Genomic DNA, 1,486 nt, shown 5'->3' with positions numbered 1-1,486 from the left:
GTGCCCCGTTACTTTCTTTGCGCCCTGGTCAGGAGTGATCCTTGAGGGGTGTTGGCCTGTCGGGCCCGGCATGATCCCTGCCCCCTGTCGTTCGATGATCCGGGGGGTGTTGTCACCGGGCCCGGTCAGGCGGCGTGTGATCGCTGATAGGGACCGGGCCCAGTTCCGCTGAGTGCCGTTCGTAACGTGGATGCCGAGACTCGCCGCTGTTGGTTCAGGTCGACGAAGTTCCGATCATGAGCGGAGGACACGGCATGGAAGTTGGCATCGTCGGCCATGACAACGTCGACGTGTTCATCGGGGTCGACGTCGGCAAAGGAGAGCATCACGCGGTCGCGCTGGACCGGGCCGGCAAGCGGATGTTCGATAAGGCGCTCCCCAACGACGAACATCGCTTGCGTGAGCTGATCCGCAGTCTGAAGGATCACGGACCGGTGCTGTTCGTGGTGGACCAGCCAGCAACGATTGGCGCGTTGCCGCTCGCCGTCGCGCAGGACGAGGGCGCGATGATCGGCTACCTGCCGGGCCTTGCGATGCGACGCATCGCGGACCTGCACGCGGGCGAAGCCAAGACCGACGCCCGTGACGCTGCGATCATCGCAGAGGCTGCCCGGACGTTGCCGCACGCGCTGCGCTCGATTCAGCTCGCCGACGAGCAGGTCGCAGAGTTGTCGATGCTCTGCGGCTTCGATGACGACCTTGCCGGTCAGATCACCGCGACCAGCAACCGGGTCCGCGGCCTGCTGACCCAGATCCATCCCGCCCTCGAGCGGGTCCTTGGCCCGCACCTGGACCACCCAGCGGTGCTGGACCTGCTGCGGCGCTACCCATCACCGGCTGCATTGGCCTCGGCCGGCGAGAAGCGCCTCGGGAACCGGTTGAGCGTCCTCGCCCCACGCATCGGTCGCCGCATCGCCGCCCAGATCGTGCAGGCCTTGTCGGAGCAGAGCGTCACCGTGGTCGGCACGAACGCGGCATCACTCGTGCTGCCGAAGTTGGCCACGCAACTGGCATCGTTGCGGCAGCAGCGAGCCGAGATCGCCGTCGAGGTCGAACGGCTCGTGGAGGCGCACCCTCTTCACCCCGTCCTGACGAGCATGCCGGGAGTCGGCGTCAGGACCGAAGCAAGGCTCCTCACCGAGGTCGCCGGGAAGCAGTTCGCGTCCGCCGGCCACCTCGCCTCCTATGCCGGTCTCGCGCCGGTCACCAGGCGCTCCGGATCATCGATCCGTGGTGAACACGCGTCCCGACGCGGCAACAAGGTCCTGAAACGGGCGCTGTTCCTCTCCGCGTTCGCCGCTCTCCGGGACCCGGTCTCACGCGTCTACTACGACCGGAAAGTTGCCGCCGGGAAGCGCCACAACCAAGCCCTCATCGCCCTCGCAAGACGACGCTGCGACGTCCTCTACGCCATGCTCCGAGACGGCACCCTCTACCAGCCACCCGTCCCACTCGCAGCTTGACAAAAACCATAGGGACACCCCCC

General features: G+C 66.8%; 1 pseudogene. It reads left to right on the top strand.

Annotation, left to right across the window (positions count from 1 at the left end):
• Positions 1–190 precede the first annotated feature (190 nt).
• Positions 191–1,463: pseudogene (locus DEI89_RS17210) on the top strand (IS110 family transposase).
• The last annotated feature ends 23 nt before the right edge of the window (positions 1,464–1,486 follow it).

It is taken from the genome of Curtobacterium sp. MCBD17_030 (genome assembly GCF_003224255.1).
Taxonomy (GTDB): domain Bacteria; phylum Actinomycetota; class Actinomycetes; order Actinomycetales; family Microbacteriaceae; genus Curtobacterium.
This window is presented reverse-complemented; position numbering and strand designations above follow the sequence as displayed.